Origin of the sequence: Streptomyces sp. ISL-87, assembly GCF_018614095.1 — a bacterium.
Taxonomy (GTDB): Bacteria; Actinomycetota; Actinomycetes; order Streptomycetales; family Streptomycetaceae; genus Streptomyces.
Map to the genome: position 1 here is coordinate 59,116 of NZ_JAGGOY010000079.1, position 24,503 is coordinate 83,618.

23 protein-coding genes and 2 pseudogenes are annotated in these 24,503 nt (G+C 70.2%); 8 read left to right on the forward strand and 17 right to left on the reverse strand.

Annotation, left to right across the window (positions count from 1 at the left end; genetic code table 11):
- Positions 1-35 precede the first annotated feature (35 nt).
- Complete coding sequence (locus J7I97_RS27765; protein WP_214939961.1) at positions 36-455, forward strand: hypothetical protein; 420 nt, start codon at positions 36-38, stop codon at positions 453-455.
- Positions 456-690: 235 nt separating this feature from the next.
- Positions 691-3,426: a sugar-binding domain-containing protein gene (locus tag J7I97_RS27770; protein WP_214939964.1), complete on the forward strand. Its 2,736-nt coding sequence runs from the start codon at positions 691-693 to the stop codon at positions 3,424-3,426.
- Between the two features lie 119 nt (positions 3,427-3,545).
- On the opposite strand, the gene J7I97_RS27775 is transcribed toward J7I97_RS27770, so the two are convergent.
- A complete protein-coding gene (locus J7I97_RS27775; RefSeq protein WP_214939967.1) occupies positions 3,546-3,908 on the reverse strand; it encodes an RICIN domain-containing protein in 363 nt (120 codons plus the stop codon).
- Between the two features lie 82 nt (positions 3,909-3,990).
- Here J7I97_RS27775 and J7I97_RS27780 point away from each other — a divergent pair.
- Both J7I97_RS27780 and J7I97_RS27785 read left to right on the forward strand, forming a co-directional pair.
- Positions 3,991-4,346 (forward strand): annotated as a pseudogene (locus tag J7I97_RS27780) (serine hydrolase); the annotation flags it as partial.
- A gap of 227 nt (positions 4,347-4,573) precedes the next feature.
- Positions 4,574-6,076 (forward strand): cellulose binding domain-containing protein, encoded by a 1,503-nt coding sequence (locus J7I97_RS27785; protein WP_214939970.1) that lies wholly within the window; start codon positions 4,574-4,576, stop codon positions 6,074-6,076.
- Positions 6,077-6,162: 86 nt separating this feature from the next.
- Here J7I97_RS27785 and J7I97_RS27790 read toward each other — a convergent pair whose 3' ends face one another.
- The 3 genes from J7I97_RS27790 to J7I97_RS27800 form a co-directional block, all read right to left on the reverse strand.
- Complete coding sequence (locus tag J7I97_RS27790) at positions 6,163-7,452, reverse strand: MFS transporter (protein WP_308369414.1); 1,290 nt, start codon at positions 7,450-7,452, stop codon at positions 6,163-6,165.
- A gap of 66 nt (positions 7,453-7,518) precedes the next feature.
- On the reverse strand, positions 7,519-7,932 hold the full coding sequence (locus tag J7I97_RS27795) for a DUF2267 domain-containing protein (protein ID WP_214939973.1): 414 nt from the start codon (positions 7,930-7,932) through the stop codon (positions 7,519-7,521).
- A gap of 134 nt (positions 7,933-8,066) precedes the next feature.
- Positions 8,067-8,501 carry an Hsp20/alpha crystallin family protein gene (locus J7I97_RS27800; RefSeq protein ID WP_214939977.1) on the reverse strand — a complete coding sequence of 145 codons (435 nt, stop codon included), beginning with the start codon at positions 8,499-8,501 and terminating at the stop codon, positions 8,067-8,069.
- A gap of 245 nt (positions 8,502-8,746) precedes the next feature.
- Between J7I97_RS27800 and J7I97_RS27805 the strand changes: the two genes are divergently transcribed.
- A complete protein-coding gene (locus tag J7I97_RS27805; RefSeq protein WP_214939980.1) occupies positions 8,747-9,139 on the forward strand; it encodes an STAS domain-containing protein in 393 nt (130 codons plus the stop codon).
- Positions 9,140-9,188: 49 nt separating this feature from the next.
- The gene (locus J7I97_RS27810) at positions 9,189-9,581 is read left to right on the forward strand and encodes a RidA family protein (RefSeq protein WP_214939983.1); all 393 of its coding nucleotides are present in this window, start codon (positions 9,189-9,191) and stop codon (positions 9,579-9,581) included.
- A 35-nt stretch (positions 9,582-9,616) separates the two neighbouring features.
- On the opposite strand, the pseudogene J7I97_RS38975 reads toward J7I97_RS27810, so the two are convergent.
- The 4 genes and pseudogenes from J7I97_RS38975 to J7I97_RS27830 form a co-directional block, all read right to left on the reverse strand.
- Positions 9,617-9,850: pseudogene (locus tag J7I97_RS38975) on the reverse strand (phytanoyl-CoA dioxygenase); the annotation flags it as partial.
- 291 nt (positions 9,851-10,141) lie between these two features.
- Positions 10,142-10,411 (reverse strand): hypothetical protein, encoded by a 270-nt coding sequence (locus tag J7I97_RS27820; protein WP_214939986.1) that lies wholly within the window; start codon positions 10,409-10,411, stop codon positions 10,142-10,144.
- Positions 10,412-10,551: 140 nt separating this feature from the next.
- Positions 10,552-11,148 (reverse strand): hypothetical protein, encoded by a 597-nt coding sequence (locus tag J7I97_RS27825; RefSeq protein WP_214939989.1) that lies wholly within the window; start codon positions 11,146-11,148, stop codon positions 10,552-10,554.
- A 93-nt stretch (positions 11,149-11,241) separates the two neighbouring features.
- Positions 11,242-11,853: a nucleoside/nucleotide kinase family protein gene (locus J7I97_RS27830; RefSeq protein ID WP_214939992.1), complete on the reverse strand. Its 612-nt coding sequence runs from the start codon at positions 11,851-11,853 to the stop codon at positions 11,242-11,244.
- Between the two features lie 251 nt (positions 11,854-12,104).
- On the opposite strand from J7I97_RS27830, the gene J7I97_RS27835 reads away from it, so the two are divergent.
- Positions 12,105-12,380, forward strand: a complete 276-nt coding sequence (locus J7I97_RS27835) for a hypothetical protein (RefSeq protein WP_214939995.1) — start codon at positions 12,105-12,107, stop codon at positions 12,378-12,380.
- Positions 12,381-12,406: 26 nt separating this feature from the next.
- Here the strand turns inward: J7I97_RS27835 and J7I97_RS27840 are convergent, their stop codons facing one another.
- The 5 genes from J7I97_RS27840 to J7I97_RS27860 all read right to left on the reverse strand — a co-directional run bounded on the left by J7I97_RS27840 (position 12,407) and on the right by J7I97_RS27860 (position 18,858).
- Positions 12,407-13,684 carry an Nramp family divalent metal transporter gene (locus tag J7I97_RS27840; RefSeq protein WP_214939997.1) on the reverse strand — a complete coding sequence of 426 codons (1,278 nt, stop codon included), beginning with the start codon at positions 13,682-13,684 and terminating at the stop codon, positions 12,407-12,409.
- A 116-nt stretch (positions 13,685-13,800) separates the two neighbouring features.
- Positions 13,801-14,139: a hypothetical protein gene (locus tag J7I97_RS27845; RefSeq protein ID WP_214939999.1), complete on the reverse strand. Its 339-nt coding sequence runs from the start codon at positions 14,137-14,139 to the stop codon at positions 13,801-13,803.
- Between the two features lie 95 nt (positions 14,140-14,234).
- On the reverse strand, positions 14,235-15,647 hold the full coding sequence (locus J7I97_RS27850; protein ID WP_214940001.1) for a hypothetical protein: 1,413 nt from the start codon (positions 15,645-15,647) through the stop codon (positions 14,235-14,237).
- A gap of 69 nt (positions 15,648-15,716) precedes the next feature.
- The gene (locus J7I97_RS27855) at positions 15,717-16,916 is read right to left on the reverse strand and encodes a hypothetical protein (protein WP_214940003.1); all 1,200 of its coding nucleotides are present in this window, start codon (positions 16,914-16,916) and stop codon (positions 15,717-15,719) included.
- Positions 16,917-17,229: 313 nt separating this feature from the next.
- Entirely contained in the window at positions 17,230-18,858 is a 1,629-nt protein-coding gene (locus J7I97_RS27860) for a hypothetical protein (RefSeq protein ID WP_214940005.1), read from the reverse strand.
- Between the two features lie 21 nt (positions 18,859-18,879).
- Between J7I97_RS27860 and J7I97_RS27865 the strand changes: the two genes are divergently transcribed.
- Positions 18,880-19,770, forward strand: coding sequence for a hypothetical protein (locus J7I97_RS27865; protein WP_251059230.1), 891 nt, complete (start codon positions 18,880-18,882; stop codon positions 19,768-19,770).
- Positions 19,771-19,809: 39 nt separating this feature from the next.
- On the opposite strand, the gene J7I97_RS27870 is transcribed toward J7I97_RS27865, so the two are convergent.
- The 4 genes from J7I97_RS27870 to J7I97_RS27885 are packed head-to-tail and all read right to left on the reverse strand — an operon-like array spanning position 19,810 to position 24,374.
- Entirely contained in the window at positions 19,810-22,017 is a 2,208-nt protein-coding gene (locus J7I97_RS27870) for a hypothetical protein (protein WP_214940007.1), read from the reverse strand.
- On the reverse strand, positions 22,004-22,432 hold the full coding sequence (locus J7I97_RS27875) for a hypothetical protein (RefSeq protein ID WP_214940010.1): 429 nt from the start codon (positions 22,430-22,432) through the stop codon (positions 22,004-22,006). Before J7I97_RS27875 ends, J7I97_RS27870 begins: the two co-directional genes overlap by 14 nt.
- The gene (locus J7I97_RS27880) at positions 22,429-24,021 is read right to left on the reverse strand and encodes a PrsW family glutamic-type intramembrane protease (RefSeq protein ID WP_214940013.1); all 1,593 of its coding nucleotides are present in this window, start codon (positions 24,019-24,021) and stop codon (positions 22,429-22,431) included. Before J7I97_RS27880 ends, J7I97_RS27875 begins: the two co-directional genes overlap by 4 nt.
- A complete protein-coding gene (locus J7I97_RS27885; protein ID WP_214940016.1) occupies positions 24,018-24,374 on the reverse strand; it encodes a hypothetical protein in 357 nt (118 codons plus the stop codon). Before J7I97_RS27885 ends, J7I97_RS27880 begins: the two co-directional genes overlap by 4 nt.
- Positions 24,375-24,503 lie beyond the last annotated feature (129 nt).

The following is a 24,503-nucleotide window of genomic DNA, read 5'->3' on the forward strand; positions in this document are numbered from 1 at the left end:
GCACAATGGAGGACGGAGCGGCAAAGGGGGCCCGGATGGATCCGGAACTGGTGGCACTGGCGTCGTCGGCCGCGAACACGGTGGTCGGGCTGTTGGCGACCGACGGCTGGGAGCAGGTCAGGCGAGGGGTCGCCGCCCTGTGGCGGCGCGTCCGGCCCGAGCAGGCCGATATCGTCGAGGCGGAGCTGGTCGAGGCCCGCGCAGAGCTGCTGAGGGCCCGCGAGGCCGGTGAGGACCAGGCCGAGCAGGACCTCACGGCCGAGTGGCGGGCCCGGCTCCGCCGCCTGCTGGCGGCAGACCCGGCGCTCGAACGCGACCTGCGCGAACTCCTCGCGGAGCTGCGCCCGGCGGAGGCCGAAGGGGGCGAGATCCGCCGGGTGGAGATGCGCGGCACGGCCTCCGACAACGCCCGGCTCTACATGTCGGGCGGGGATATGCACATCACCGGTCAGTGAACCCCGACCCGCGTGCTGGGCCCTGTGGATGACCCCGGGGTGGTTGCTCGTCACCACCGACTCGTCACCACCGACGCATGGCGCGTGGCATTCGGGCACTGTCGAGTGGATGGCCGGGCTCGACGGCGACTCGTGCGGCGCGCTCACCTCTCCGGCTGGTCGGATCCGTTAGGTTGAGGGCCGCTCCTCAAGCCCGTGCTACGCGGATGCCCGGCCAGCCACCCCGGAGACCACCGTGTTCCCCTCCCCCGTCCGTGTGCCGTGGGTAACAGCAGCCCTGGCAGTGCTTGCCGTGTCGTGTGCGCTGCTCGCGGGTGCTCCGGCCGCCGCTCCCTCCCCTCGAGAAGTACACCGCCCGCCGGTGGCCGTCGTCCCGGCGGCGCCCGGGAGTACCACCGCCCTGTCCGGGTACGCCCTCCGGTCGACGGCTGAGGTCTCCGACTCGGGGGCTGTCGTCTCCGCCCCGGGCTACCGCACGACCGGCTGGTACCGGGCGGGGCCCCGCTCCACCGTGCTCGCGGCCCTGGTCGCGAGCGGCGCGTATCCCGACCCCTTCTACGCCGGCAACCAGCAGCGCATCCCGGCTGCCGCCTTCACCGTGCCGTGGTGGTACCGCTCCGAGTTCACCGTCGACGACACCTCCTCACGCACCTTCCTCGATTTCAGCGGCGTGGTCTCCGCAGCGGACGTGTTCGTCAACGGCCAGCAGGTCGCCACCTCATCCGAGGTGGCCGGCGCGTACACCCACCACGAGCTCGACGTCACCGCCTCGGTGCGGGCCGGCGTCAATGCGGTGGCCTTCCGGATCCAGCCCAACAACCCCCGCGAGAACCTCACCATGGGATGGCTCGACTGGCTCCAGCCGCCGCCCGACGAGAACATGGGCATCGTCCGCGACGTCCTCGTGCGCCGCGGCGGCCCGGTCGCCCTGCGCGACGCGCACGTACTGACGAGCCTGGCGCTGCCGTCCCTGGCCGAGGCCGAGCTGACCGTCAAGGCGCAGGTCCGCAACGACTCGGCCGAAGCCGTCACCGCCACCGTGTCCGGCACCATCGGCACCGCCGTCTTCCGCCGGGACCTGCCCCTGCGCGCCCACGAGACGCGGACGGTGGCCTTCACCCCGGCCGACACCCCGCAACTGCACCTCAGCTCACCGCGCGTGTGGTGGCCCGCCGGCATGGGCCCGCAGGAGCTGTACGACCTCGACCTGGCGGTGACGGCGTCCGGCTCCGTCTCCGACCGATCGCGCCACAGCTTCGGCATCCGCACCGTGCAGGCTCCGCTCAACGGCGACGGCGCCCGCCAGTACTTCATCAACGGCCGCCCGTTGCTGATCCGGGGCGCCGGCTGGTCCCCCGACGAGTTGCTGCGCTGGGACCACACCTACACCGAGGACCGGCTGAAGTACGCACTCGACCTCGGCCTCAACACCCTGCGCCTGGAAGGGCACCTCGAGCCGGACGAGTTCTTCGGCCTCGCCGACCGGTACGGAATCCTCACGCTGCCGGGCTGGCAGTGCTGCGGCAAATGGGAGGGCCAGGTGAACGGCAGCGAGGCGGGAGAGAGCTGGACCGAGGCCGACTACCCCGTCGCCAAGGCCTCCATGGCCGCCGAGGCCGCACGCCTGCGCGATCACCCCAGCGTCGTCTCCTTCCTGATCGGCAGCGATTTCGCACCGGACGAGGAGATCGAGGAGGGCTACGTCGACGCCCTGAAGGCCGCCGACTGGCCCACCCCCGTGGTTTCCGCCGCCGCCTCCGCCTCGGCACCGATCACCGGCCCTTCGGGGATGCGTATGACCGGGCCCTACGACTGGGTGCCGCCCGGCTACTGGTACGACAAACGAGAGGGCGGCGCCACCGGCTTCAACTCCGAGACCAGCGCCGGCCCCGACATCCCCACCCTCGACACCCTGCGCCGCATGATGTCCCCGGCCGAGCTGACCACCCTCTGGAAGGACCCGTCCGCGCCGCAGTACCACCGCTCCCCTTCCCGTACGTTCGCCACGCTCGAGCTGTACGACCACGCGTTGACCGCCCGTTACGGGACCACGACCAGCCTCGAGGACTACGTCGCCAAGGCCCAGCTCGCCCAGTACGAGAACGTCCGGGCCCAGTACGAGGCGTACGCGCGCAATGCCACCGACGCCTCGGAGCCGTCGACGGGGGTCATCTACTGGATGTTCAACAGCGGCTGGACCTCCCTGCACTGGCAGCTCCTGGACCGCTACCTCGACCAGGGCGGCGCCTACTTCGGCGCGAAGAAGGCGAACGAGCAGCTGCACATCCAGTACTCCTACGACGACCGCACGGTGGCCATCGTCAACCGCCGTCCCACGACGGTGTCCGGGCTGACCGCGCGTGTGTCGCTCTTCAACACCGACGGAACCCAGAAGTACGACCGGACCGTGACCGGTATCGGCGTCGGCGGGAGCGGCGCGAAGGCCACCGCGCTGGCCCTCCCGGCCTCGGTGAGCGGGCTGTCCACCACGTACCTCGCGCGGCTGATCCTCACCGACGACGCCGGCCGCGAGGTGAGCCGGAACGTCTACTGGCTTTCCACCCTGCCCGATGTCCTCGACTACGAGGCCACCGACTGGTACTTCACCCCCACCACCGCGTACGCGGACCTCAGCGGCCTGCGGTCCATGGCGCAGGCTTCCGTGTCCGCCACGACGACGACGACCGCGAACGGTGATGCGACGACGCCGACTTCGCTCTCCAAGACCACCGTCACCGTACGGAACACCAGCACCGGGAACACCCCGGCTCTCCTCACCGACATCCACCTGGTCGACAGCAAGGGCACCCCCGTCCTGCCCATCCAGTGGTCCGACAACCAGGTCAGCCTCTGGCCCGGCGAGTCGGCGACTCTGACGGCGACCTACCGAACCGCCGATCTGCACGCAGACGCACCCCGGATCAGAGTCTCCGGATGGAACACACGGGCGACCACGGTCCCGGCCAACTGACTCACCCTCCCGACCGACGGGAACCCCACCAGAGGCCCCGCTTCTCCTGACCGGCCCGACGTAGGTAAGGAGAAGCGGGTGCCGGAGCCCGGTGGGGCGCCGCCGTGGTTACGGCATGGTCAGAGGCTGTTGGGTTCCCAGACGGGCAGCCAGACGTCGTTGGCCACGCCCTGTGAGGTGCAGTCGTACTGGATGATGTTGTAGCCGACGCCCACCCCGCCCGCGACGTTGAGGCACTTGTTGCTGGACTTGACGACGATCTGATAGCCGATGCCCTTGGGCACGAACTTCCACAGTTCGTTGTCGGCGTTGCCGCAGGTGTACTGGATGACCTGGGTGCCGTTGACGTTGCCGGCTCCCTGGACGTTGAGGCACTTGCCACGCCCACTGACTTGAACCGGTACCAGCCGCCAGGGCCGAGTCCGCTTCCCAACGCTCGTTGGCCGTTCCGGACCACGGGTACTGGATGACCGGAACCCCATCGCCGGTCGCCGCCCCTCGCACGTTGGCGACCTGGCCCGGGTCGCTGGCGCGCCGCAAAGTGAACTGCTGGGCCACGATGGAGTCTCCGACCCCAACGACCTGAAGATCTGGGCCAAGGTGCTGGCCACCGGGACGCTGCTCAAGCCCGCCACTCAGGCGGAGCGGCTGAAGTCCTCCCGGCCCTCCCTGGCGCCGGCTATGGCCTGGGTATTTTCAACGTCCAGGGCTGGATCGGGCACAACGGCTCGCTGCCGGGCTACGAGGCGCTGAGCGTCTACCTGCCGGAGTCCCAGGCCACCCTGGTGGTGCAGCTCAACACGGACATCAACTACGAGGGCTCCGAGCCCAGCTCCCTGTTCGGTGAGGCGATCACCAAGATCGTCACGCCGCAGCACACCTTCAAGCTGCCGGCGGTGCCGGTCACAGGGAACAACTGAGCACCATCGCCACCCCCACCCTCGGCGCCGTCCCTGAAGGCAGGGACGGCGCCGACGCGTTCCACACGCTCCGGGGGCGGGGGTGTGGCCGCCGCCATTAACCGTCCCCGATCCGTTCCTTAAGCCTGCCTCAAGATCTCGGGAGTGAGACCCGAACGGCACGTTTGTCCGTTTTCCGGTCGCTAGCGTGCTGCTCGACCCTCATCCCAACACAGAGGCAGGTCCGCATGGCTGGCAATTCCCATCGCCGTACGACGAGCGGCAAGGCGAAGGCGGCTGCGGCCCTTGCCGTCGCGGCGGCCGTCGGGGGCACCGCCCTGGCGCTGACGGGTACCGCACAAGCGGCATCGGTCGGCGCGGCCTTCACCAAGGCGAGCGGCTGGACCGCCGGTTACACCGGGCAGTACGTCATCACCAACCACAGCGGCGAGGTGCTGGGGGACTGGACGCTCGAGTTCGACCTGCCCGCCGGCACGACCCTCTCTTCCCTTTGGAACGGCGAACAAGCCGTCAACGGGCAGCATGTGACGGTCAAGCCGCCCCGGTGGGACACCGCCGGGCTCGCGGCCGGCAGCTCGCTCACAGTCGGGTTCGTCACCACCGCGAGCGGGACCGCGGGAGACCCGACGGGGTGCCTCATCAACAAGGCGAAGTGCTCCGCGGGCACCGGATCGACACCCAGCCCCAGCGGCCGGCCCACCACGCGCCCCACCACCGCGCCGACGCCTCCCGGCACGCCCACCCCCTCCAGGCCAACGGCCGCGCCCACCGCCACCGCCACCGCCACCGCCACGCCGAAGCCGACCCCCACCCGCCCCCCGGGCGGCGGCACCGCCACGCCCGCCGGCGTCGCGCCGTACGTGGACACCTCGCTCTACCCGGCCTATGACCTTCTGGACACCGCGGCCAAGACCGGGGTGACGGAGTTCAACCTCGCCTTCATCACCTCCGGCGGCAGCTGCTCCCCGCTCTGGGGCGGCACCACGGCCCTCGATGCCGACCGGGTCGCCTCGCAGATCGCCGCCCTCCGGGCCAAGGGCGGAGACGTCCGTGTGTCGTTCGGCGGTGCCGCCGGCTCCGAACTGGGCCTGGTGTGCACCTCCCCCACCAGCCTCGCCGCCGCGTACGGCAAGGTCGTGGACGCGTACGGGCTGACCAAGGTGGACTTCGACATCGAGGGCGCGGCCCTGCCCGACACCGCTTCGAACACCCGGCGCGCGCAGGCCATCGCGCAGCTGCAGAAGACGCATCCCGGGCTCGACGTCTCGTTCACTCTCCCCGTGATGCCCGAGGGGCTCACCCAGCCCGGTGTCGACCTGATCGCCAATGCCCGGCAGAACGGGGTGGCGATCTCCGCCGTCAACATCATGGCGATGGACTACGGCCCCGCGTACAGCGGTGACATGGGCGACTACGCGATCTCGGCGGCCACCGCTACTCAGGCGCAGATCAAGGGTGTACTGGGCCTCACCGACGCGGCCGCGTGGAAGGCCGTGGCCGTCACTCCGATGATCGGCGTCAACGACGTCTCCAGTGAGGTCTTCAAGGTGGACGACGCCACCCAGCTCGTGAACTTCGCCCGGTCCAAGGGACTCGGCTGGCTCGCGATGTGGTCCGGCGCCCGCGACCGGCAGTGCCCGGGCGGCCCGAAGAACACCGCCGACCCGACGTGCTCGTCCATCGCCCAGGAGCCGCTGGCCTTCGCGAAGGCCTTCGGCGCCCGCGGCTAGTACGGCGATTCACGCTTGGCGGTACGAGGTCGCAGCTCCGCGGGCTGCGACCTCGTACCAGCGCTACCGACCGGTGACTTCAGGTATCACGCGATAGCGGCGGAGGATGCCTCCTTCGCCTCCCTGCGGCGGCGCGCGTCCTCGTCCGTCTCCGCGTCGTAGGAGATCAGCTTGGGCAGCAGCACCGCCAGCGCGGCCACCGAGGCCACGCAGGCCAGGCCGCCGCTCCAGAACGCGGAGCGGGTGCCCGTCCAGCCGGCCATGGCGCCCGCCCGCATCTGGCCCAGCTGCGGGCCCACGCTGTACGAGAGCACCTCGATGCCCGCGAGCCGCCCGCGCAGGTCCTCCGGGATCGTCTGGTTCCAGATCGTGCCGCGGCCCAGACCGCTCAGCATGTCCCCGGCGCCGGCCGCCGCCAGGCACAGCAGCACCAGCCAGATGTTCGTGAACCAGCCCGCCGCCGCGATCGCCACACCCCACGCGGCCGCGCCGAATACGACGAACAGCCCGTGCCGGCGCACCCGTGACGTCCAGCCGCTGGTCAGGCCCAGGAGCAGCGAGCCGACCGAGCCGACCGCGTACATCAGGCCCAGCGACCACTCGGCGTGCAGTTCCTCCGCCAGGAAGGGGAAGATCGTGTTCGGGAAGGCGAAGAGCATCGCGGCCAGGTCGATGGCGTAGGTCCCCAGCAGCACGGGACGGCTCCACGCGTAGCGGGCCCCTTCGGCGATTCCCCGGAGGGAAGGCCGCTCCGCGTCGTGCGAGGGCGGCGCGGGGCTGAGCCGCGTGCACAAGGCGACCGAGACCACGAAGCCCAGGACGGTCGCGGCGTAGGCCGGTGCGAATCCGGCGTACGCGACGACCAGGCCTGCCAGGGAGGGGCCCGCGATGGCGCCGATCTGGTAGCGCAGGCCGTTGAGCGCTGCGGCGGCGGTCAGCTGGTCGTGCGGCACGATCCTGGCCATCAGCGAGTCCAGCGCGGGTCTCTGAAGCCCGGTCAGTGCCGACACCCCGGCCGCGACCACGTACAGCGGCCACAGCAGCGGCCGCGGAAGCAGGGCGTTGACCAGCAGCATCAGGGCCAGAACTCCCAGCCCGGCCTCGGTCAGCAGGATCATCCGCCGCCGGTCGACGGCGTCGGCCAGCGCGCCTCCGTAGAGCCCGAAGACCACGAGGGGGACCAGTTCCACCGCGCCCATGGCGCCGACGGCCAGCGGCGAGTCCGTCAGGTGCTTGATCTGCAGCGGCAGGGCGATCATCGCCATGAAGCTGCCGAAATAGGTGACGGTGCCCTGGAAGAACAAAAGCCGGAAGTCCCTGACGGAACGCCACGGGGACAGGTCGGGCAGTATCGAGGAAATCCGGCTGGTGCTCACAGCAGACGATCGTCCGTGCTGTCACCGGTCCAGGGCAACCGGTTTCTTCACCGCGCGACTACGCGCTCAGGCGGCGTGGTGGGGGCGGTGGAGCTGGGCCTGGCCGAAGAGGTGGTCGTAGCCGGGTGGGAGCTGGAGCAGGAGCCTGCCGGTGAGTTCCTGGCCGGCGGCTTCGGCGGCCACGCTGAGGACGGCGCTGACGTCCCACATCGCGGTGGCCTCGTTGGCGCCCTCGATCCACGCCGCGGTCGCTCGGACGAAACGCTCCGCGGAGAGGGGTTCGGCCGCCTGGAGGGGGTTGAGGAGGATCAAGGCGTAGGTCTCGGGCAGGCGGGCCGCGAGTTCGGCCCGCTCGGCGCCGACGATGTGGGCGCCGAGCAGGGCCAGCACGACGCGGGCCGCACTGTCGGCCTCATCCCGGGTGTTGTACGCGCCGCGTTCCTGGACGTGGTCGAGGAACGCTTCCCATCGCAGGGGCATCGGTGCAAGCCTCCCTCAGCGGTGTACGGCGGTGCGGTGTACGGAGGTGCGGAGGACGGGGCTGCCGGGGGGAGGGAGGGGCTCGTCCCGTCCTCCGCCGTTCGGGGTGGCGAGAAGGGTGCGGCTGGTGCGGCTCAGCCGCTGATCTGCTTGCGCCCGTCGTTGGCGCTGATCCTGATCTTGCGGGGCTTGGCGCGTTCGGCGATCGGAATGCGCAGCGTCAGGACTCCGGCGTCGTAGTCGGCCTGAATGTTCTCGGTGTCGAGGGTGTCGGCCAGCATGATCTGCCGGGAGAAGACGCCCAGCGGACGCTCGGAGAGCTCCATCTGCACGGCGTCGGCCGCGGCCGTGGGGCGGCGTTCGGCCTTGACGGTGAGCATGTTCCGCTCGACGTCGATGTCGATCGCGTCGGTGGAGACGCCTGGGAGGTCAAAGGCGATCACGTATGCGTCCCCCTCCCGGTAGGCATCCATCGGCATCACGGACGGCTTCGTCCAGGTCCCCGGCGTGCCCACCAGCTGCTGGGTGAGGCGGTCGAGCTCGCGGAACGGGTCGGTGCGCATCAACATCGCGAAACACCTCCAGATCGGTCCAGGCAGGAACTGCCAATGCGCTTCAACGTGTATCCGTTGTAACATGTCGTCCAGACGATGACAAGGGCAATGTCGTCTGCCGGACGACTCGGAACACGGCGGAGACTGCGATGCGAGAGGGCCACGCCACCACCAGCGACGTATTGCGAAGCCTGAAACCGGCCACGGAGCGCGGCCGAACGCGCACCCACCGTGGCACCCGGGAAGGAGAGGGACGGGCCATGGACACAAGAGGAATCTCGCCATCCAGCCGTGCCGTCACGGCCTCACCCACGCCTTCCGCCCCGGCTACGACGGACCATGCCACCGTCACCACGACCCACCTTGACGACCGCATCACCGTGGCGGTGACCGGAGAGATCGACATCGCGACCGCGCCCCTGCTGGCCAATGCCCTCCATGCCGCACTCGCGGGCAACACACCACGGGTCGAAGCCGACTTCAGCGCGGTGTCCTTCTGCGACTGCTCCGGACTCAGCGTCCTTCTCGGCATCCGGCACCAAGCCGACAGCCAGGGACGCGCCTTCCACGTGGCAGGAGTTACCTCGCGCCAGGTGCAGAGGCTCTTCCAGGCAACCGGCACGACCACCCTGACCACCCCACCCCTGGCTTGAGTTGTCGGGAGACGTCTCGGGTTCCAGTGCCCCGTGGCAGGATGACGCAATGGGACGTATTCGACAGACGGTCAGTTCTGGGTCACCCCTCGAACCGAAGATTGGATTTTCGCGGGCAGTCCGCAAAGGGGCGCATGTGGCGGTTGCCGGCACTGCTCCCATCGGAGACGACGGATCGACCGTGGGGATGGGTGACGTCTATGCCCAGACCGTCAGGTGTCTGGACATTGCAGAGGGCGCACTGAAGGAAGCGGGGGCATCACTGGAGGATGTCGTGCGGACCCGCATCATGCTCACTGACGTGACTCGATGGAAGGAAGCCGCGCAAGCCCACGGAGAGCGGCTCGCGTCGGTCCGTCCGGCATGCACCTTCATCGAGGTCTCGCGTTTCATCGATCCGGACTGGCTCGTCGAAATAGAGCTCGACGCGATCCTCGACTAGGGCCTGTCTTCCGTTCTGTGCGCACTGCAGCAGGATCACAAAGTCGTATCTGCGGCTGTTTTTAGCGCTTCCCTGCAGAACGTTCGCACCCTCAGACACGGCAGCACGGCCCGTTCGACGGGCGACGGCGCCGGGCCGTCCAGATCGAGCAGGCCAGTCGGCTCCAGCGGCGGCTGGGCGAGGAACCGCGGTGTGCTCCCGCCGTGCCGCTGGGCGGCGTGGACCAGGAACGGGTGGCAGAGGAACACGTCCCCGGCCTCCCCGGCGGCGGCCACCTCGCGGAACGCCGGAGTGGCCATGCCGCCAATCCGCACGACCGGCTCGGTCCCGCGCTGAGGTGATCCGTAGGCCTGTGCGAACATCCTCTCGCTGATGCGGGGATGGAACAGGGGGGCGGTTATGCGCGAGGGCACCCGAAAGTCGGTACGGTCACGCCGTCGCCCTGGCGTGCTGTGCGACTTCCTCTTGCACCGGGTCCCCGGCTGACGGACATTTCCGCGGGCTTCCGCACGTACCTTCAGAGTGGTCTCTGCGGTCACTGCCCTTCGGCAGGCCCGGGACTAGTGCACCTGGATGCCCGCGCCGTAAGCCGTGCCGCCGCTGTAACAGGTGGCGGTGCTCGTGGTGCCGACGCGGCGCCACGTGGGGTCGTACACGGTGTAGTCCTGCGCCCAGGTCCTGTCGCACCTGGTGTAGACGCGGAACTCACCCGTCCCGTTGGTGCACGTGCCGGCCGCCGTGGTGCTCGACTTGTACCAGGTGCGGCAGTCGTACGCGTCCGCGGAGGCCGGGCTCGCGCCGACGACCGTCAAGGCGGCGCCCACAGCCATGGAACTGATCAAAGAGAGAACGCGCTTCATTCCCGCCCCCGATTGGTGGACCGTTGCTCCGAGGATCTAGGCCGCTCTCCACTATCGGGGGCGCGCCCTTCCCCTCACAACCCCTGGGTGCCCACCGCGCCTTCGGCGGGTCAGTTCGTGACCGGCCACTCCAGCGGGTCCTTGTAGAAGCCCTGAGTGAGTTCCACCGCGGCGGCCTTGTCGCCGTCCTGGATGACGAAGGCGGTGCAGATGTTCTCCGACTGGCCGGGGCTCAGCTGCTTTCCGCTGTCCGTCTCCGGGCAGTTGGGCCACTTCGCGGAGCCCATCAGGACGAGGAGGGCACGGGTGCGGTTGCCCCTTTCCGTCCTGATGACCAGGTCGCCGTCCATGTCGCCGACCTCCATGGGCGCACCGCTCTTGTGGGTGACCGTCGACCAGACGAAGACGGGAACCTCCGGGCCCTTCTTCTCGTCCTTCTCCAGACCGGACGCGTCCATGTCGGCCGTGGTGCCCGTCTCCACCTTGGTCGGCGTGACCGTGTACTTGGCCCCCGTGGACTTCTGCTTGTCGCTTTCCTGTTCCGGGCTGGCCTCACCCAGGCGGAAGGTCTTCTTCTCGTCCTTGGCGGCGGAGCCGGAGCTGCCCCGGTTCTTCTTTCCCGAACCCAAGCCGTTACAGCCGGTCAGCGCCACAACGAGCGCCAGGGCACCCACCGCAGCCGGAACGGTACGCGTCCACGTACGCATCTCTTTCCACACTCCCCGTTGACGTCCTCGTCGTACGCCGATCATCCTGCCAGAACGAGATCGTCCACTTGTACGAGGGGAGCGCGGAATCATTCACTCCACCACCAGGTCCGCACGGGCGCGCCCCGGTGCGATCAGGCGGGCGTTCGCCTCGTCCGAGCGGGCCACCCACTCCCTGGCGTACGTCGCCTCCTTGCCGTGGCGCACATGGCGGTCAACCAGCCGCCGGACGCGTACCCCGTCGTCCGGCGCCAGGAACCAGACCTCGTCGAGCAGGGGCCTGACCTCCGCCCAGCTTTCCTCCTCGTACAGCAGATAGTTGCCCTCGGTGATCACCAGCCGTACGGCGGGCGCGACCCGGATGCTTCCCGCGACCGGCTCCTCCAGTGAGCGGTCGAAGGCCGGGGCGTAGACCACACCGGCGGCGGGCTCACGCAGCCGTCGCAGCAGTGCCGTGTACCCCGCCGCGTCGAAGGTGTCCGGCGCGCCCTTGCGGTCGGCCCGGCCCTGACGCACCAACTCGGCCTGGGCCAGGTGGAATCCGTCCATCGGTACCACCACGGCCAGCCCCGGCCCCAGCTCCCGGGCCAGGCGCGCGGCCAGAGTGGACTTCCCCGCACCGGGCGCCCCCGCGATCCCCAGGATCCGCCGAGCGCCCGACGCGGCGAGGCCGCGGGCCCGTCCCTCCAGCTCCGTCATATCCATGCCTCCATCCTGCCTGGGCGGCATTCCCGGAGGGGTGCCCCGTCGCTTGCTCGGTCCGGTGGCAGCGGCCAGTGGGCGATGTCGGCTCGGGTCGCTCGGGTCGGGTGCGGCGGGGTCTCCCACCGCCGCGCACGGGGCCATACGGAGCACCTCGCGGAACGGTTCACGCGTTTGCCGCAGCCGCGGCCCGGCTACCACGACCGGCGGGCGCTCGAAGGCGGGGCGCCGCCGGGCGTACTAGCGTCGTCGGTATGACAAATCCTCCGCGGCGCTACACCGTCGTACTGAAGCCACAGATCGCCGATCGTGAAGGGCACACGAACCACGGGGCGAGCATGCGCTCAGCCTCGGTCGAGGCCACCGGCGACACGGGGGCGAGCGGCTTCCCCCGCTACGAGGGCGACGGCCTCCAGGTGGACATCGACCCCGGCACCCACGCCGTGGAAGCGGTCACGGTCGACGGCCGGGAGCTGCCCTACGGGTGGACGGCGGAGGCCACGGCTCAGGGTGAGACCCCGCGGGCCTGAGCCATCGGAGCCGCGCCCGTCCGCGATCACCAGGGCAGCTCCCGCACCTGCTGAACGCACAGTACGACGAAGAGCAGTCCGGCTGCCGCCAGCATCACATTGCTCAGCAGGCCGTTGCGCCAGTCGGACGGGGTGCGTGAGGAGTTGAGCAGCCACAGCAGGGTCAGGGCCAGGAACGGCATGAAGAAGGCGCCGATCACCCCGTACACGATGACGAGTCCGAACGGCTGGTCCAGGAAGAGCAGGCTGATGGGCGGGAAGGTGAGCCAGAGCAGGTACGCGCGGAAGGGCAGGGACTTCTCGCGGCTGGTGCCGGCCGGGGCCAGGGACGGCCGGTATTTCGTCATGAAGTCGGCGAACATCAGGCTCACCCCGTGCCACACGCCGATCAGCGAGGTGAAGGAGGTCGCGAAGAAACCCACCAGGAAGAGCTTGGCGGTCGCCGTACCGTAGCGGTCCTCCAGGATGCCGCTCAGATCGAGCAGGCCCTTGTCGCCCTTCGCGAGCGCGGCACCGGAGGAGTGCAGGAGCTCGGCGCCGACGAAGAGCATCGCCACGACGAAGATGCCGGTGGTGACGTAGGCGACGCGGTTGTCGAGCCGCATCACCTTCATCCAGCCCGTGTCCGTCCAGCCCTTGGCATTGATCCAGTAGCCGTACGCGGCCAGCGTGATGGTGCCGCCGACCCCGCCGATCAGGCCGAGCGTGTAGATCATTGACCCGTCCGGCAGGACGGGCGCGAGTCCGGCGACGGCTTCGCCGAGGTGGGGCGTGACCCGGATCGCGAGGTAGACGGTGACCAGGAACATCACGCCGACCAGGACCGTCATCACCTTCTCGAAGACGGCGTACCGGTTGAACCAGACGAAGACCAGACCCACCAGGCCGCACAGCACGGCCCAGGCCTTCAGGTCCATGGTGTCCGGGAAGAGCGCGGCCAGCGGGAGGGCGCTGGAGGACATCGCGGCGGCGCCGTAGACAAAGCCCCAGACGGCGACGTATCCCACGAAGTAGACCGTGGTCCAGGAGCCGAGGCTGCGCCAGCCGTCGAAGAGGGTACGGCCGGTGGCGAGGTGCCAGCGGCCCACGGCCTCGGCGAGCGAGATCTTGACCAGGCAGCCGATCACCGCCGCCCACAGCAGGGTGTAGCCGAACTTGCTGCCCGCGATCAGCGTGGCGACGAGGTCGCCCGCGCCGACGCCGGTCGCGGCAACGACGATTCCGGGTCCGATGGATCGCCAACTCGCCTTTCGAGAAAGGGGTTCATCGCTCTCTCCGGTGTCGATCTGGGTCGTGTCCGTCATCCTTGACCGCCTCCCGTTCACCGCTGCGTGACCTGGGTCACCAAAGCGTCTCGGCGGCCGTCGCGCAAGACCGCCTAGTTGCATGGAGCCGCCGGGCGCGATGTGCGGCCGGCCTGCTACTGCCGGGTCCCGGTGATCTTTCCTTCCGGAGTCAGGGTGAAGGTGGTGCCGTCCATCGTGGTGGTGCCGCGGGCCGTCCTGCCGTACGCCTCGAGCGTGATCTCCTCGGCCTTGCCCATGTGGACTCTGGCTTCGGCGGCATGTACCCAGGTGTTGACCCGCACGTGCGTCGACCAGTTGGAGACCTCCTGGTTCCGCCAGGCTCCCCAACTGCCTTCCGGGAGGAGACCCGGCGCCCTGCCCTGCCAGAAGGCAAGGGCGGCGACGGCCAGCAGAGCGGCGGCCAGGGTGAAGATCAGAGCCGGCGCGAGGGTGCGGCGACGTGAGGACGGCACGCGTGCCTCCTGTCGTAGAGGGCTGAAGCAGGACCGGCCGTCCAGGCCGGTCCTCAGTTAGAGGGATGTGGGGGCGAGAAGGTTCCGGGGCGGTCCTAGGGTTCGAGGATCGTCATCACGTCGCGCTGGACCACTTGCGGGCGGTCGGCCACGACCGACAGGACCCACAGGCCGGGGCCGGCCGTGAGACTGCCCCGGCGCTCGCCCGGTTCCGACGCCGGCAGGACCACCCAGTCCTGTGGCTCGGCCGAGTCGTGGGCGTGCAAGGCGGCCCGTACGGTGCGGCCGCGCTCGACGCCGGTCGCCACGATGTCGAACGGCTCGCCCGCCACCGCGAACTCGGGCACCACGATGCCGAATTCGTCGTCGGCGAGGGTGTCCTTCGCCGACTTGCTGTTGTGGATGGCGTCGAGCTGGTGGCCGAACGCCTCGCCGCTGATGAGGTGGCCGTGGCGGTGGCCGTTCCACCGGGCCTCGTCCGTCCGGCGCAGTGCCCAGCGCGCGAAGGCCGACTCCGCGGGAACCGTCCCGTCGCCGGTCCACGGATCCGAGTCGTTCATGACGTAGTGGAAGTCGAGCTTCCCGCCCGCGTCCGCCGTCACCGCGTGAATGGTGGGGTGTGCCCGGCCGGCGAGGCACTGCACCTCGTACGGGAGGCTGCGGTCCGGGCTCCCCCGCAGGTTGTCCCGTAAGGCGGTCTCGAACTCCTCGTGGAAGGCGAACACGTCCTGGACGATGTCCGTCGGCAGGCCCGCGTCGATGTCCGTCAGGTGGTCGTAGTAGCCCTCGGGATAGCCGGGCCTGCGCACGGCCTCGTAGACGGGGAGCAGTTGCCCCATCGAAGGGAAGCTGCGGCACAGTTCCGTGAGCCGGTCGTTGAGGCGGCCCGCCATCGCCGCCGCGGTGCGTCCCACCAGGCCCGTGCCCACGCCGTGCCCTGTCAGGAAGCGGACGGCCTGGGCGGCGCCCCGGTGCGGGGTGCCGACCGTCACGAGCGTCCGGGCGGTTTCCCGGCCGCCGAGGACCTCCAGGTAGTACCGGGCGACCAGGCCGCCCATGGAGTGGCAGATCAGGGTGACCTTCGGGTCGTCCTCGGCCTTGGGGTAGTGCGTCCTGAACTCCTCGCTCCAGCGGCCGAGTTCGCGCTCGATGCGGATTTTGAGGTCGGCCGCGGTGAGCCTGTTGGACAGTCGCCAGTCGTACGGGAACACCACGAACTGCTCCGGGCGGACCCCGCTGAGTAGGCCGGCGACGTCCGGGTAGCCCTGCTGTGTGACCATCCCGGGCATTCCGCTCGGCCGGTGGATCAGCCCCGGGGTCTCGACCGCGTACGGCTCCTCGGGCCGCTCGTCGCCGATTCCGTCGGGCAGGCGGAGCCGCCTGATCAGTTTCTGTGGCGGCACCGCGCCGAGCAGCGCGCGTACCGACAGGTTCCAGAGATCCTTGCCGTCCCGCGTCAGGCGGGTTCCCGTGATCCCCGGTACGAAGACCACCAGGTCGTGCTTCAACTGACTCCTCCTTGTGTCGTCCGGCCGCCGCCCCCTCGGGTGGCGCCGGCAGGTCAGGGGCCGGCGCCGCTACCAGCCTGTGCGGGGCCGCCAGCCGTTGGCGCCCGGGCCGACGCCCGGGCCGCTTGTGCCCGCGCGTCTTTCCGGTCCGGGGCGGGCGTCGGGCGCCGGGTTCAGCGCCTGCGCGCCGAGCAGGATCTGGTCGCAGCGGCGGCGCCCCTGGAGGGTCAGGGTGATACCGCGGCCCTCCTCGTACACGGCCCCGGCCGCCTCGACGTCCAGCCCCCGCCAGGGCACCGTCGCCGCCTTCAGCTCCCGGCGGGTCGTCGCGTCGAACACCGAGCCGGTCAGCTCCCCGCCGCAGGCCACCAGCAGCGGGCGGTCCGGGCTGCCCGTGAAGACGAGCGCCGAGGCGCGTCCGCCCGGGTACGGGAACCGGTCCGCGACCCAGCGCCCGCCCTTGTACCGGGCGAGGTAGATCATGTCGTCGGCCCCCCACGCCACCAGGGGGACGGACCTGCCCAGCACCTGGTGCTCGCCCAGCACCATGGCCGCCGTACGCCGCCAGGAGTCGTCGAGCAGGGGCAGCGCCCCGTCGTGCTCCGCGCCCGCCTGCCACAGCCGGAAGCCGCGACCGGTGTCGACGCCGACCCAGGTGCTGCCGTCGGACATGGCGCGGGCGTCCAGGGCGTGGGCGACCACATCGACCTCGTCCTGGACCAGCCAGCGGCCGTTGCGCAGCCGCCGCCGCTGAACCCGCCTGCGGTCGGGGACGAACACGCTCGGCGCGCCGTCCTCCTCGACAACGAGTCCCAGACCGCGTATCTCCTCGCCGGCGTCGCCGGGCAGGGTGATGTCCTCGTACGGGGCGGCGCTCTCCAGGGCGGCGGTGAGCGACCAGACGCGTACGGTCCGGCCTGCGGCGGCGGCGACGAGCCAGGTGTCGTCGTGCCACACCGCGCGCACCGCGGTGACCGCCTCGTCCTGCCGCAGCAGCACCGGCTCCCCGCCCGCGCCGGGGTATCCGGCGACGACGGCGCGCCCCATGACCCGGCACAGCAGCGCGGGACGGCCGGGCGGGCCTGCCGCCGGTTCCACCATGAGGCGTTCGGTGTAGCTGCGTTGCGGCTCGCGGGGCCGGGCGGCGGTCGCCGCGGCGACGTCGAGGATCCGTACGTGCGGGCCGTCGGCGACCGCGACGCGCCCGCTGCCGCGGGGGTCACAGGCCAGCGCCTGCGCATGCGGTGCCCGTGGACGGGGAACGCGCACAGCGGGCGGCCCTCCTCCGCGAGCCCGTGCACGGCCACCCGGTCGCCTTGGTGGAGGACCAGCAGGGGCTGCGTACCGAGGCGGCCGAGCGCCACGCCACGGGCGTCGGGCGATTCCACCGACAGCGCGTGCTCCACCGACCAGCCGGGGTCGGGGCGGCCGTCGCCGCCGGCGGTGACGGCCAGCCGCCACACGTCGGTGGTGTGGCCGTCGGCGCGGGCCAGCCACGCGCCGGCGGCCGCCGGCTCACCCGCCCTCGGTGCGGGGTCCGGCAGGGCCGCGATCGCCCGGACCGGTCCGCGCCCGGTATGCGTCAGCGGTGCGGCCGGTCCGAGCAGCTGCCGTCCCACTCCGGCCGGATGGATCTGGTGGAGCTGGGTCTCGGCGCCTGGGCGGCGTGGACGGCCAGATAGGAGCGGGTGTAGGCGTCCGCCCGCCCCCACTCGGGGGCTGCGCGGGCGCGGAGCGCGTCGTGGACCTTGAGGTGTCCGTTCTGCGGTGTGAGGCCGAGCCGTTCGAGGATGTGGGCGCCGTCCCCGGCGTGCGCGAGCCGGTACGTACCCGACTCGACGGCGACGAGGCCGCCCTGGGCCAGGGCCAGGACGTCGCGGGTCTGGGCGCGGGTGAAGGCCCCTGCCCGGCCGTGCAGGGCGTCGGCCATCGTCACCAGGAGGGAGAGGTCGCGCAGCCCGCCTCCGTGCGCCAGGGCGAGCGGGGCGAGGATCCTGGCCGCCGGTACGGTCCCGTCTTGTTCGAGGTGGCTGATCTCCCGGCGGACCCATTCCTCCAGTCCGGTTCCCGCCTGCCGGAGTTCGGCCTCCAGTTCGGGGCCGGACGGCGGGTGCGCCCGGCGGACGAGCTGGCCGGCGATGAGCCGGGCAACGAGGAAGAGCCCGTCGCTCTCGGCGGCGATCGCCTGTGCGGCCTCGCGCCGCAGCAGGGCGCGGCGTGCGTCCGCGTACGGGGAGCCGGGGGCGGCGAGGAGCGACTCCACGAGGGCCGTGATGTCCCGTTCGGCGTCGTCGTCCTGGTCGAGGGCGAGGGGGGCGGTGGTCTGGTCGAGTACGTCGAGGAGGCTCTCGGCGACGACCGGGTCGGCCAGCTGCCGCCGGGGCCGTGGGCGCGTCGCCACGATCACCTTCACGCCCGAGGTCTCCGCGAGCCGGTTCAGGAACTGGCGTGCGATCTCGTGCGCCTGACCCGGCATCGCCTCGTCGAGCCCGTCGAAGAGTAGGTTCAGTGCGCCCGCCTGCCGGGCGAGGGCGGCGACGGCTTCGGCGCAGCGGCTGGCGTCCAGGCCCGTCGGGGGTTTGTGCTGCATGGCGTCGAAGGTGCTCAGCGCGTCCCATACGGCCTCGACGACGGCGGGGAGGGAGCGGTCGCGGCAGGTGATCAGGGCGTGGACGGTGCCGGGCCGCGGGCAGATCTGCGGCGGCGGCTGGTGGTCGAGCCGTCGTTTGCGCCGGGCCACGGACAGCAGTCCGAGCATCGCGAGCAGGGCGGTCTTGCCGGATCCGCCGGGCCCGGTGACCACCTGCATGCCGTGCGCCGCCGTGTCGAGCCAGCGGACGAGGCGGGCCAGCGCGGCGTGCCGGCCGGTGAACTCCCGTTCCAGCGCGCCACCTTCCTGTAGCTGAAAGGGGGATTCCTGCGCCCACGGGGGCTCCGCGTCGTCGGCGAGTACGGCCGGATTTGCCCACTGTCCACGGAGGGCGGCATCGCCGTCGTCCTGGAAGTACGGGTTGTGCAGGAAGTTGTTGGGCAGGGGCCGGACCGTCTCGAACCCCGGCCGCTCGTCCCTGGTCTCCAGGCCTTCCGCGGCCGCTTCCTGGTCGACGGCATCGACGAGGTAGGGGACGGAGAGGTAGAGGTCGACCGGTGCATCGGCAGGGAGCGGTCGGAGACCTCGGTGTCGGGCTTGCCGAGGACGGACGACAGCCAACCCACCCAAAGACCTTCCCGGATGGTGGCGCCCACCCCCGACGTGCCGATCACGGCGAATCCGGCGGCGGTGTCCTGGTACGCGCGGGCCACCGCGGCGCGGTCCTTGCTGACCGCCCGCCGCAGGGCCACGTTCAGGTGCCCGTGTGAGGAGCAGGCGTCGAGGACGAGGAGGGTGTGCGACGGCCGCGGGGCCGAGAGGATCCGGTCCACCAGCTCGGTGAGGGCGAAGGAGTGGTCGGGGTCGAAGCGGCTGGGGCGGACCCTGCGCAACGGCTCGACGCTGCGCCAGCAGTACCTGGAGGACGCCGACCCGCTCGACGCCCCGCCCTGGATGTTCTGCAGCCTCGGCGTGAACGTGGCAGTCGAGACGGGCAAGGACGGCAAAATGCTCTTCTCCCGGCGCAGCGCCAGGGTGGCCGGCCCGAACGCCTCCCGCTGGAACTCCTCGGCCAACGAGGGCCTCGCCGCGAACCACGACCTGCCCGCGTCCGGTGAGATCAGCCTGCACCAGGTGGCGCGCCGGGCACTGCGCGAGGAGCTGGCGGTGCAGGCGTCCGACCGGGTCGACCTGGAACTGCTCGGCTTCGGCCTGGACCTGCGGAACAACCAGTGGGCGGTGTTCTTCCGGGCGGTCCTGGAGGACCTGGGCGAGGAGGAACTGCGGGCGCGCTGGAGCCGTGGCGTCGAGGACAAGTGGGAGCACGACCGCTACACGTTCACCCCGGCCGACCCGGAGTCGGTCCTCACGTTCCTGCGCGACACCCCGCTGTGGGCCCCGTGCGCCCCGGCGCTGTTCTACCTGTCCCTGGTCCGCGCGGCGGTCCGCGCGGCGGTCCGCGCGGCGGACGGTGACCCGGACGCCCGCCTGACGGTGGAGGAGGCGGAACGCCGGGTCCTGGCGCGCGGATGACACCTCACCCCGTTCTCTACGGCGGTTCCGGCTCACGGCTCACGACGGCTGCCGTCGGCGGCCGGAGCCGCTGCGGATTCCGAAGGTGACCACGACCAGCGCGCCGAGCAGCAGGACCATGACGCCGGTGCGGCTGGTCGCGAACTCACGGACCGCGTCGGAGGTCCTGGACCACAGGCTGCTGTCCGGTGAGGCGGCCGTCTCGCCCAGCCAGATCGATCCGTCCGGGGCGGCCGCCGGGTGGTCCCTCGACGCCTTCACGGTCTGCGGCAGTTGTGGATACAGGCTGTTCATCCGCTCGGCGCTGACCGGGGTGGTGTTCAGCTTGCTGAAGTCGACCCCGCCGAACACCATCGTGGACGTGACGACGGTGTCGCCCTCTTCGGTGGTCTGCTCGTAGGTGAACTCTCCGCTTTCGATGGAATGAACGTAGGTGTCGAACACCTGCCGAGGCCGCCAGTCGCCCTTGAGTCTGGCCGGGCCGAGATCTCCCGAGTCGATCAGTTTGCCGAAGGAGGTCGGGTGGCCTTCCTGGTGCCGCTTGCGGATCCACTGGGCCACTATGCGGGCAAGGAAGGCGCGGCGCAGCGGCGCGTACTCCGGCGCCGTATTGACCGCCTCGGCGACTTTGGGCACCACCGTCGTCTGTTCCAGCCGCTCGTTGCGCGCGTCGCTCTCCGGATCGGCGTCGCACGACTGGGGCAATCCGGCGATGTGCTGGGCCTTCGCGTTCACCGCGAGGGTTGCTTTGAGGATGTAGAGCGACCCGCCGTCCTCGCGTACCTGGACGTCGCCGGGCACGATCCACAGCCTTGATGAATAGCACGCCTTCCCGGAGGGGCCGGTCAGTGCCTTCCAGTAACGCGCGCCGAAGTCGGTCTTGGGATCGAGGAGCTTTCCCTCTGTGCGCTTCATCTGCAGGTCTGCCTCGAGGAGCGCCCGGCCGGCGTTCGTCTGGCCGAGTTCGGTGTCCACGATCCTGTCCGGCTCATTCGGGTTGAGATTGACCCAGAACTTGTTCGGGTCCAGCACGAGCCAGGCCCTCAGGTCCGCGGCGCTGGTCGTGAGCAGGTCGAGGCCGGAGTCGATGTCCTGCTGGAGCCCTGGAGCGGCCGGTTTCGCCGAGAAGGAGTACTGCACTCCTCCGGAACCGGGGTTGTCGGACAGGTAGCGCATTTCAAGAGTGGAGAAGTCGACACCGCCGGTGTCCTTCGACGCGAGCGCCTCGGCGAGCCCGCCCGACGAGGATCCGCCCGGTGAGGAGCAGGGGGCTGCTGCCATGGGCAGCGCCGCCGCCATCACCACGACACGGCCGCTGCCCCCGCGTGTGCCTTCCCCGGGCGGGCCCGCCACCCCGGTGTCGCAGTCCGGCCGGAGTCCCAAGGTCTCCTTGCGCTTCTGCTCCTCCTTGCGGGTCTTCTCCCGGCGCAGCTGGGATGTGGCCTTGCCCATGACGTTCTGTGAGACCGCCACGGAGGCCTTGGAGTCAGGGCTTCCGCCCCGGCCGTAATAGGCGATGGCGAGCTTGCGCTGGAAGTCCTGGGTCTGTTTATTGCATTTGTTGAGGCAGGGACTGTTCTCGCTCGCGAGCCCCAGCGAAGACCGCACCAAGATCGAATCTGTCAGTGATTTGGCTGCCGCGTCACTGATGTCCTTGGACATTCTCTGGATGCTCAGCGGACCGGCGGCCCGGATGCGCGCGAGGGGGATCTGCTCGGAATGGGTACCGTGATACACGTTGCTCGTCGAAACTTCCAGCAGCTTGCCGGCCTGCTTCGCTCCGAGCTCCGCGTAGATCTCCCGGTTGTCCGCGTAATCGACGGGCTTCGCGGCGATGTTGTAATCACCTGGGATGTCGAATCCGGAATTTGCCGCATTGAGTGCATTCAGCATGTCGCTGTGGAACGTGTCCGCCCGAAACCAGGGAAGCGTCTTTTCGTCCCGCAGCCAGGAGAAGTCGAACCACTCGACCGACACGTTCCCGGGGTCGGTTCCGAACCTCATGCGAGCCGCGACGAGCCTTCGTCCCATCGGGCTTTGGAGCAGCTGCCCGGACGCCGCCTCCAACTGCTGGTCGGTGTCCAGACTCGTGCCCGGCGGCACTATGAGGCGCACACCGTTCGCGTCCGTGAAGGGCGGAGGCGTGGACTCTGCGAGCGCTCCCGGCACCCCCGGCACGAAGGCGATCAGCGCCGCGCCGAACAGTGCGGCAAGGCGTTGCCACCGGCTATGACTAGGGATGCGCACCGTGGTCTCCCGCTTGGCTTTGACCGGGGCCGGGCGCCGGCGGGGCCGTGCCCGCGGCCTGAAGGTAGTCGGTCAGCGCCTGCCCGGGCCCCGTGTCCTGGCCAGGGGAGGAGGACGACACGGTGAGCGCCGCGCCCCGTTTGAATGCCCTGGTGCCCGCGGCGGCCAGGGCGGTGACCGCCAGGAGAGCCACGATGGTGGAACCGGCGAGCGAGGTGCCATTGGCGCACGCCCGGCTGCTGATGAAGTGAGGGTCGTTGAAATTGACTTTCAGCGATGGTCTGTAGCCAAGGCTGACCGTGCAGGCCGACGCCTGTTGCGGGACGAGGAGCAGTATGAGGCAGGCTATGGGGACCGCTCCCGCGATGAGACAGGCTGCGCGTAAGGTCAGCGCGGTAAATCCACGGCCGGTCATGATGTCACCGCCGAGCGGGCGTTCGCCTTCAGGCGCATCACTTTCGCGCGCAATTGCTCACCCTTCTCGCGACTCGCCACGTCGGCTGCATCGACCATGTCATCTGCGTCGGCTACGTCACCCGCGTCCGCTACGCCGGCTGCGTTGTCCACGGGGGCTGCCTGTTGTTGCAGTCGCCAGCCGGCCAGGTCCAGCTGAGCGGACTGCAGCCGGAGCAGCGCCAGCGCGGCATTGCGCCCGTACCACCGCCAGGTGCCCGCCAGTGCCCAGAACCGCAGCGCCGGATTGGTCAGGAAGGGCGCTTCTCCGGGGGTAATGGCCCCGCCCTCCGCCGCCTCGGCCGACAGCGCGACCTGCGCCGCCAAGGCCCGTGCGCGCCTCCCGGTCATCAGCAGAAGGACGGCGAGCACGATGAAGGGCGCCTGCGGGAGCAGCCAGAGGAGCGGGGAGACGACCAGGGTGTCGAAGGCCGAGCCGACCTCGATGTGATCACCGACCAGGTGTGAGAGCCACGCCGACAGTATTTCGGTGGCCACGGCGCCGCCGACCGCTGCCACGAGGGCCGCCCCGGCGATGAGCGCGCGCCGTCTGCGCTGCCGCGTCTGGGCTGCGAGGCCGAGCCCGGCCCCGAGCAGCGCACCGCACGCCACCTGCCCACCGAGTAGGCCGATCGACTGCCGGATCCAGTACTCGAAGCCGCCTGTCGCCCCGGTGAACGAGCTCATCGCGCCGTACAGCCGGATGAACAGGACGCTTTCCACGAAGGTGTACCCGAGCCCGACCGCGGCTCCAAGGACAAGACCGGTCACGGTATCGGTGACCCGGTGCCGGAACAGGAGCAGGATCATCACAACGCCTGCCGCGACGAGCAGCACGTTCACAACGCTCAGATGCAGGATCAGGAAGTCAATCACGCGGTAGAGGCCCTGGAGGGGTGCGGTGAGGTCGGCGGGCGAGCCTGGATCCTTGAGCAGGTAGCCGTAGACGGTCGCGAACGCGAGGCCGCTGTAGGCACGGCCCAACCCGAACACGATGAACGCGCCCCAGCCGAACGCGGTCAGCAGTACCGACAGCGGCAGCCGGGCGAATCTCTGGCCGTGGTGCAACAGCCACAGGACGAACGCCGTACTGGGCACGCAGGCGAGCGCAGTCAGCGGATACGTGGCAAGGACCGCCAGCCCCATCAAAGCGAACGGACCCAGCAGGGCCACCAGGGTCGCCCAGGTGAGAACCACGGCCCGGCGGCCCGCCGGGCGAGTGATCATCGCGAATACCTGGAGCAGCGCACCCACCACGATGCCCGCCATCACGGCCCAGAAGACCATCCGTGGCATGGACAGCAGCCGATCGAGCGAGCCGAACGGCCCTCTGTTCATTTGCTGGGAGATCGACTTCGGCAGCTCATAGAAGATCGACACGGCTGGCTCGTCCGGCAGCAGGTGCGGCCGGGTGATGTTGAGCAACAGCTCCACGAGGTACAGCGCGATCACCAGCCGGGCGATCAGCAGTGCCCACCCCCTCGCCAGTGCGTCGTCGCGTATGCGCCTGGGCACGGCCGAGGTCTTGGGGGACGGCAGGCTGTCGGTCACCGGGCACCACCCGGGGCGGCGGGTGCACCGGGCAGGCCGGTCGGAAACTGACGGAGCAGGTCCGAGGGCAGGCTGGTGGGAAAGTCCGTCGGAAAGTCCGTGGGAAAGTCAGAGGGGAACCGCGTCGGTAAGCCGCCCGGTAACGAGGGGGCGGACGGGAAATCGGACGGGAGCCGCGGAAGCGGCGTCCCACCCGGAAGAGTTGGCATGTTGGGCATCTCAGGCTCGTTGAGCCCGGCCAGACTGACCACGAGAGACACTCCCAGCAGCACCGCGCCGATGACCGAGCCGATCACCACCAGTAACACCTGCGGCCGCGGCACCTCGTCGGCCACGTCGGTCACGCGATTCATACGCAATTCCTTAGTCGCTCGACGAGATCCCACGGAAGGGGCCCTGCGTCGGCGTTCAGACGAACCCATGCAGGCGTGCCGGGCCATGCTGTTAACTGCGTTGCGCAACGCAGGCTATATACGGCATGC